The sequence below is a fragment of the Acidovorax sp. genome, assembly GCF_016783915.1.
In the GTDB taxonomy this organism is placed as follows: domain Bacteria; phylum Pseudomonadota; class Gammaproteobacteria; order Burkholderiales; family Burkholderiaceae_C; genus Acidovorax.
This window is the reverse complement of the sequence record NZ_JADHVT010000021.1, coordinates 41,746-49,876: the sequence shown is the minus strand read 5'-3', so window position 1 is coordinate 49,876 and position 8,131 is coordinate 41,746. Positions and strand designations below refer to the sequence as shown.

The following is an 8,131-nucleotide window of genomic DNA, read 5'->3' as shown; positions in this document are numbered from 1 at the left end:
GCAGAGCCTTCAGGGATGTCCCACGCCATGTCCGTGGAATGGACTGGGTGCTGCGCAAGGTGGGTGCCCGTGGTGGCGTCGGCCGCCAGCTCCAGCGCCTGCACCATGCGCGCCAGCCGGTCGGCCAGGGTCTCGGTGCTCAGGCGCTCGCGAAAGCGCTCCACCATCAGCGGCAGGGCAAACGGGGTGGGGCGATCCAAGGCGTGTATGGACAGGGGCTGCGCCTGCATGCTGCGCAGCGTGCGCGCCAGGCGGTCCATGTCCAGCTCGTTCGTCAGCAGCTCGGCACGCGCCTGCGCCAGCAGCAGATTGCCGGGGTCGTACTGCGCAAACACGTCGTAGTACAGCGATGACGACGCCTGCAGCTGGCGGCTGCTGCGCTGCTCGCCCGGGTGGCTCTGGAAGATGAGGCCCGCGATGCGCGCGATCTCGCGAAAGCGCCTGCGCGCCATCTCGGTGGCGTTCAGGCTGGCCAGCACTTCGTCTTCGAGCCCGCGACCGATGGTGGTGTGCGTGCCTTCGCCAATCAGCCGCGGCAGCAGTGTGGCCCAGTCCACCGGCTTGGCCGACAGCAGCTCCAGCCCATAGTCGTTGACCGCGATGGAGAAGGTGTTGACCACCTGCTGCGATGCGCGCCAGCCCAGCAGCCCGGCCAGGCCCAGGTGCACCAGACGCCCCGCCAGCGGGTACAGGTACAGGTGCCAGCCCTCGCGCGTGTGCAGGGTTTCGGCCACCAGGCGGCCCGGGGTGGGCAGGGCCGACCAGGCCTGCTGCAGCTCCAGCAGCGGCCGGACGCAGCGCATCTCGGGCGTGGTGAACTGGCCGCGCTCCGCCTGCGCCAGCTGTTCCAGCATCGCATCGGCCAGCGTGTTCGACAGCGGCATGCGCCCGCCACTCCAGCGCGGCAGTGCGGCGCTGCCCCTGGGGGCGATACGCACATACGCCGTCATCTGCTGGGTGCGCACCAGCTCCAGCAGTCGGCCTGCAAACATGAACACATCGCCCTTGCGCAGCCGGGCGATAAAGCTCTCTTCCACCGACCCCAGGCGCCCGCCGGTCACGAACTGCACCTGCATGCTGGCGTCGCTCACGATGGTGCCGATGTTGCTGCGGTGGCGGCGCGCCAGGCGGGCATCGGGCACGCGACAGATACCTTCGTCGTCGGGCACTACGCGGTGAAAGTCCGGGTAGGTGGCCAGCGATGCGCCGCCCTGGCGCACGAACTGCAGCGCCCACTGCCAGTCGTTGTCGGTCAAGGCGGCGTAAGCCGGTGCGCGGCGCACCTCGGCCAACAGCGCATCGGGCACAAAGCCGCCGCCCAGCGCGATGGTGACCAGGTGCTGCACCAGCACATCGAGCGGCGCACGCGGCGTGTGCCGGTCTTCAATGCGGCCCTGTGCCAGCGCATGGCGCGTGGCGGCGGCCTCCACCAGTTCCAGGCTGTGCGTCGGCACCAGCGTGATGCTGGAGCTGCGCCCCGGCGCATGGCCCGAGCGGCCCGCGCGCTGCACCAGCCGCGCCACGCCCTTGGCCGAGCCGATCTGCAGTACCTGCTCTACCGGCAAAAAGTCCACGCCCAGGTCCAGGCTCGATGTGCACACCACGGCCTTGAGCTGCCCGGCCTTGAGGCCTTGCTCCACCCAGTCGCGCACCTCATGCCCCAGCGACCCATGGTGCAGTGCGATGGTGCCGGCCCAGTCGGGCCGTGCCTCCAGCAGCGCCTGGTACCAGCGCTCTGCTTGCGACCGGGTGTTGGTGAACACCAAGGTGGACGCCGCCGCTTCGACCGACTGCACCACCTGCGGCAGCAGGCTCAGCCCCATGTGGCCCGCCCACGCAAAGCGGTCGGCACGCGCGGGCAGCATCACCTGCACCTCCAGCCGCTTGTCGATGCGGCCCTGCACCAGCACGGCGGGCGGTGGCTGCGGCGCTTCCGCCGTGCTGGGCACGGGCTGCGGCAGCAAGGTGTGCAGGGCCTCTTCCAGGTTGCCCAACGTGGCCGACATGCCCCACACCTGTAGCGCCGGGTTCCAGCCCGACAGGCGCGCCAGCGCCAGCTGCACCTGCACGCCGCGCTTGTTGCCCACCAGTTCGTGCCATTCGTCCACCACCACCAGGCGCACGCTGGCCAGGCGCTCACGCGCATCGGCGCGGGCCAGCAGCAGCGACACGCTTTCGGGCGTGGTCACCAGCAGCGTGGGCAGGCGTCGGTCTTGCGCAGCGCGCTCGCCGCTGGCCGTGTCGCCCGTGCGAAGCCCGCTGGTCCAGTTGGGCGCGAGGCCGGGCAGGGGTACTTGCAGGGCGCGCAGCGAATCAGCAGCCAATGCGCGCATGGGCGTGATCCACAGCACGGTGAGGGGCGGTGCCGCAGCGCGGCGCGTGCGCAGGGCGGTACGGGCGTTGGGGACTTTGTGGGCTTCTTCTGGCGCCGGTGCAGCATCGGCCCGCGCCAGATGCTGCAGCGCGCCCAGCCATACCGCATAGGTCTTGCCCGCGCCCGTGGTGGCGTGCAGCAGGCCCGAGCGGCCCTCACCCATCGCGCGCCACACGTCTTGCTGGAAGCCGAACGGCTGCCACCCGCGCGCCGCCACCCAGGCGGCAGCGGCACTCGGTGCCACCGGGGGCAGGGGCTTGCGCGGTCGGCGTGTCGTGCTCATGCGGCCGCGTCCTGCCCTGGCAGCAGCGCCATCAGCGTTTGCAAGGTATCGGCCTCGGCCACGGGTTTGTCCTGGCGCCAGCGCAGCATGCGCGGAAAGCGCACCGCAATGCCGCTCTTGTGGCGTGGGCTGCGCGCAATGCCCTCAAAGCCCAGCTCAAACACCAGCGTCGCGTCCACGCTGCGCACGGGTCCAAAGCTCTCGCGCGTGGTCTTGCGGATGATGGCGTCCACCTGCGCAATCTCGGCGTCGGTCAGGCCGGAATACGCCTTGGCAAAGGGCACCAGTTGCCGCTCCGGGGCGTCCTGCGGCCCGGTCCACACGGCAAAGGTGTAGTCGGTGTAGAGGCTTGCGCGGCGCCCGTGTCCGCGCTGGGCGTAGATGAGCACCGCATCCACGCTCATCGGGTCGATCTTCCACTTCCACCACACACCCACATCCTTGGTGCGGCCCACGCCGTACTGTGCGCTGCGGTGCTTGAGCATGAAGCCCTCGGTGCCCATGCTGCGCGCGTCCTCGCGCTGGCGTGCGAGGTCTTGCCAGTCGCTGCCATGTAGCAGCGCGCTCAGGCGCAGGGCCTTGTGGGGCGGGGGAGCGATGGCTGCGTCATCAGTCCGTTGCAGCGTGGTCTCCAGCAGCGCGCGGCGTGCCTGTTGGGGCTGCTGGCGCAGGTCCTGCCCTGCGTGCTCCAGCAGGTCGTAGGCCACCAGCACCACGGGCAGATCGCGCAGCAGCTTGGGGGTCAGCGTCTTGCGGCCCAGGCGCTTTTGCAGGTCGGCAAAGGGGCGGGGCTGGGGCTCATTGGGCAGCCACACCAGAATCTCGCCATCGACCACCGTGCCGTCGGGCAGAGCCGCCAGTGCGGCCTCGGCCAGTTCGGGGAAGCGGTCGGTCACCAGCTCCTCCCCGCGCGACCAGACCCACACCGCGCCCGCACGCCGCACGATCTGCGCGCGGATGCCGTCCCACTTCCACTCCACCAGCCAGTCGCCGGGTGTGCCCAGCAGTGCGGGCATCTCGGCCACGGGCTGGTTGAACGGGTGCGCCAAAAAGAACGGGTAGGGCTGGCCTGCATCGGCAGCATCCTGAGTACTGGCATCGTCGTCCACCGGCGCGATCAGCGCCTGGTAGTCGCTGGCCTGGGGCTGCCGGCCGATCTGCGTGTAGCCCATGAGCCGGTGCGCGATGCGCTTGGGGTCCAGCGCGCTCACCGTGGCCAGCGCCTGCGTGACCTGCAGGCGCGACACGCCCACGCGGAAGTTGCCGGTGATGAGCTTGAAGTACACAAAGCGCTGTTCGGGCGCCAGCCTGTCCCATTGCGTGCGCAGGCGGGCGTCTGCATCACCCTGCAGCAGGGCGCGCAGGGGCAGCAGCTGGGCCATCCATTCGGCCAGTGTCAGTTCGGTGGGTTGGGTGGGCGGGAGCAGCAGCAGCGCCAGCGTTTCGGCCAGGTCGCCCACGGCCTGGTAGCTTTCTTCGAACAGCCATTCGGGCAGGCCCGCTGCCTCTTGCGCGAGCGCTTTCAGGCGCTTGGTGGGCACCATCTGGCGGGGCTTGCCGCCTGCGAGAAAGTACGTGGCCCAGGCCGCATCCGCGGGCGGCGCAGCACGCAGGTACGCCACCAGCGCCGCGAGTTTGGCCGACTGCGCTGTAGTCGCGTCGAGCGCCTGGAACAGCTGGGCAAAGGCCTTCATGCCGTCCCCTCGGGTGCGGGTTGGCTGCTTGGTTCGGGCACAGCGCCTGCATCGTCCTCGTTGTCATCGGCGCCGTATTCTGTGGCGAACACCTGGGCGTCCAGCCCCTGCTCGCACAGCCAGCGCACCATTACCGCCGTGCTGCCGTGCGTCACGATGACGCGCTCCGCGCCCGTGGCACCAATGGCTTTCTGCAGGCTCGGCCAGTCAGCGTGGTCGCTCATCACAAAGCCCCGGTCCACACCCCGGCGGCGGCGTGCGCCGCGCACCAGCATCCAGCCGCTGGCAAATGCGTCGGAGTGTTCTCCAAACCGCTTGAGCCACGGTGTGCCCGCTGCCGAGGGCGGGGCCAGCACCAGCGCGCGTTTCAGGTCCGCCTGGGTCAGGCCCGGGTCCGTCACACGCAGCGTGGGCGGCAGGTCTACACCGGCCGCGCGGTACACGGCGTTGAGCGGCTCCACCGCGCCATGCACCACGATGGGCCCGATGCTGGCATCCACCCCGTGCAGCAGCCGCTGCGCCTTGCCGAAGGCGTAGGCATACAACACGCTGGCCTTGCCCGCAGCAACATTCGCGGCCCACCAGGCGTTGATGTCGGCGAACAGCACGGGCTGCGAAGGCCAGCGGTAGATGGGCAGGCCAAAGGTGGATTCGGTGATGAAGGTGTGGCAGCGCACCGGCTCGAAGGGCAGGCAGGTGCCATCGTCCTCCAGCTTGTAGTCGCCCGAGGCCACCCACACTTGGCCACCGTGTTCGATGCGCACCTGGGCCGAGCCCAGCACATGCCCGGCCGGGTGCAGCGACACGCGCACGCCATGGTGGTCGATGACCTCGCCATAGGCCAGCGTCTGCAGCGCGATGTCCGCCCCCAGCCTGTTGCGCAGCGTGCCCGCGCTGTCGTGGTGCGCCAGGTAGTGGGCCGATCCCATGCGTGCGTGGTCTGAATGGGCGTGCGTGATCACGGCACGCTCCACGGGCCGCCAGGGGTCGATGTAGAAGTCGCCGGGCGGGCAGTACAGGCCTTCGGGGCGGTGGACGATCAGTTCGTTGCTGCACATGCGTGTGGCATCGTAGGCGGCAAGGCAAAGCCGGTGGGGTTGCCCGGGTTTGCCCGGTAGGGGGTTGCAGGCGCTTTTGACGTTCAATCTGCCGCAAGCGCCGATATTGTATGTCTCAGTTGCTATCAATAGTGAAGCATATTGGCCTGCTGGGCCGTGCCGCTGAAGGCGCGTCCCTCTCCATCATCCCGCCATCGATTGCGCCGTCTGCAGGACTGCGCCGCGTTCTGCGCACGGGCGGCTGTCTTTACGGCAGAAAACCATGCCCGTACGATGGCGGTCGCCTGCGGCGCTGACCCGCAGCCAGGGACTCATCCATGCGCTTGTATCCGTCGTATCGGTCGCTTTTTGCCTTGCTCTACGGCCCGGTTTTGGGCCTCGTGGCCGCATCAGCCGGCGCCCAGGTCCCTCCCGGCGCCGCGCCGCGCACCAACGCCTTCAACGACCCCTTCGTCCAAGTCACCCGCGCCATCCCGCAATGCCCCGTGCCCGAAGGGCCTCTGTACACCGAGGCAGAGGTGCGCGAACTGGCGCATGTGCGCTCTCAGCATGGCGGCAGCTGCCACCGCGTGGGGCGCTGTCGCCTGCCCAACTCCTACCTGTACGACGCCGAGATCATCCCGCGCGTGCAGCGCTACATCCAGCAGGACGGCCGCTTTGGCGACACCAGCGTGTGGGTGCTGGGCGAGCGGCGGCTGGTGACGCTCAAGGGCTGCGTGCAGTCGCAAGCGCAGTCCGACGCGCTGGAGAAGGCTGTGTGGCTGGTGGACGATGTGATGGGGGTGATCAATTTGATGCAGCTCGGGACGGATGCGGCGGCTACACCGTACCTGCTGGCCCTGCCGCACAAGCCCTGATGTGCGGGGCCAGATGGCTGCGCAGATCGCGGGCACAGTGATTGCGCAGTGGTCTTTGCGGCAGCGATGACTCACTGGCACCACACTGCGGTTGGAGTGCTTGGGCTAGCGCGTGTCCTGCTGCATATTGCTGGTTCGTCATTCTTCATTCACGAAGGACTTCTTCATGCCATTCAAGTTTTCCATGCTGGTGGCTGCCACTCTGACCCTGGCAGTTGTTGCATCACCCACCGTGTCGGCCAAACCGTTCAAGTGGTCCGGCTCCAGCGACATTCAGACCATGGATATCCATTCGCAAAACAGCGCCCTGGGTAACGGTATCCACGCGGCGGTGTACGAGTCGCTGGTGATGTTCAACAGCCGCACCCTCAGGGTGGAGCCTTTGCTGGCAACGTCGTGGCAGCAGGTCAGCCCCACGCAGATGCGCTTCAAGCTGCGCCAGGGCGTGAAGTTCAGCGATGGTTCTGCCATGACGGCGGACGATGTGGTGTATTCGCTGCAGCGCGCCATGAGCAAGACCTCCACCTATGCCATCTATACCCAGGGCATGGACCGCATCGCCAAGGTGGATGGCGAGACCATTGACATCTTCTTGAAGAACCCCAACCCCGTGCTGCTCAACCAGCTGACCGAGCTGCGCGTGATGAGCAAGGCCTGGGCCGAAAAGAACAATTCAGTGGAGCCCAAGGACATCAAGGCCAAGGACGAGACCTTCTCCCACCGCAATGCCATGGGCACTGGCCCGTTCGTGCTCAAGGAGTGGGTGCCCGACCAGAAGATTGTTTTTGCCGCCAACCCCAACTGGTGGAATGCGGGTAAGGTGGAGGGCAACGTGACCGAGATCAGCTACCTGCCCATCAAGTCCGAGGCCACGCGCATTGCCGCGCTGCTGTCGGGCGAGGTGGACATGGTGCGCGACACCAGCATCCAGGACCTGGCCCGCGTCAAGGCCAATCCGAACCTCAAGGTGCTGGAGATGGTGGAGAACCGCACCGTGTACCTTGCCATGGACCAGTTCCGTGACGAACTGCCGGGTAGCAACATCAAGGGCAGGAATCCGCTCAAGGACCTGCGTGTGCGCAAGGCGCTGTACCAGGCCATCGATGGCGCCACCCTGCAGCGTGTGACCATGCGCGGCATGTCCAAGCCCACGGGCGCCATCGTGTCGCCCCTGGTCAACGGCTGGACCGAGGCGGTGGACAAGCGCTTGCCATATGACGTCAACATTGCCAAAGACCTGCTGGCGCAAGCGGGGTACAGCGATGGCTTTGAGGTGGACTTCGCCTGCAGCAACAACGCCATCGTGCAGGACGAACAACTGTGCCAGGCCATTACCGCCATGTGGTCGCGCATCGGCGTCAGGGCCAAACTGCGCACGCAGCCAGCCGTCAGCTACTACCCCATGGCGCAGCGGCACGAGGCCAGCATTGCCATGCTGAGCTGGGGTGTGCCTACGTTTGATGCGCTGTACACGCTGCAGTCGCTCACCCGCACCAAGACCACGGGGGGCGACGGCAACTACAACCTCGGCCGCTACAGCAATGAACGCATGGACTACATCGTGGACCGTGTGAAGACCGAGATCGACCTGCCCGTGCGCAACCGTCTGCTGACGGAGGGTTTGCAACTGCAGAACGACACCGTGGCGCACATCCCGCTGCACAACCAGATGCTGGCCTGGGCCATGAAGAAAAACGTGGACCTGGTGCAGCGGCCGGACAACCGGATTGACTGGCGGTTGATCAAAGTGAACTGAGGCCTTGGGCTCCGCAGCCTTTGAGGCGGGCGCAGCCCATGCCAGTGCACCCGTGGAACCGGCTTTGCCGGGCCACCGGGTGCGTCCCCCATGGGGGAAGGCGCCGAAG

General features: G+C 67.6%; 5 protein-coding genes. 2 read left to right on the top strand and 3 right to left on the bottom strand.

Features of this window, described 5'->3' with window-relative positions:
* The 3 genes from ISS20_RS06760 to ISS20_RS06750 form a co-directional block, all read right to left on the bottom strand.
* Positions 1 to 2,657, bottom strand: a 2,657-nt coding sequence (locus ISS20_RS06760) for a ligase-associated DNA damage response DEXH box helicase (protein WP_291434984.1), incomplete at its 3' end; no start/stop codon positions are given.
* Positions 2,654 to 4,351 (bottom strand): ATP-dependent DNA ligase, encoded by a 1,698-nt coding sequence (locus ISS20_RS06755; protein ID WP_291434982.1) that lies wholly within the window; start codon positions 4,349 to 4,351, stop codon positions 2,654 to 2,656. The genes ISS20_RS06760 and ISS20_RS06755, both read right to left, overlap by 4 nt.
* Positions 4,348 to 5,409 (bottom strand): ligase-associated DNA damage response exonuclease, encoded by a 1,062-nt coding sequence (locus ISS20_RS06750; protein ID WP_291434980.1) that lies wholly within the window; start codon positions 5,407 to 5,409, stop codon positions 4,348 to 4,350. Before ISS20_RS06750 ends, ISS20_RS06755 begins: the two co-directional genes overlap by 4 nt.
* A gap of 317 nt (positions 5,410 to 5,726) precedes the next feature.
* On the opposite strand from ISS20_RS06750, the gene ISS20_RS06745 reads away from it, so the two are divergent.
* Both ISS20_RS06745 and ISS20_RS06740 read left to right on the top strand, forming a co-directional pair.
* Positions 5,727 to 6,266, top strand: a complete 540-nt coding sequence (locus ISS20_RS06745) for a BON domain-containing protein (RefSeq protein ID WP_291434978.1) — start codon at positions 5,727 to 5,729, stop codon at positions 6,264 to 6,266.
* Between the two features lie 166 nt (positions 6,267 to 6,432).
* A complete protein-coding gene (locus ISS20_RS06740; protein WP_291434977.1) occupies positions 6,433 to 8,022 on the top strand; it encodes an ABC transporter substrate-binding protein in 1,590 nt (529 codons plus the stop codon).
* The last annotated feature ends 109 nt before the right edge of the window (positions 8,023 to 8,131 follow it).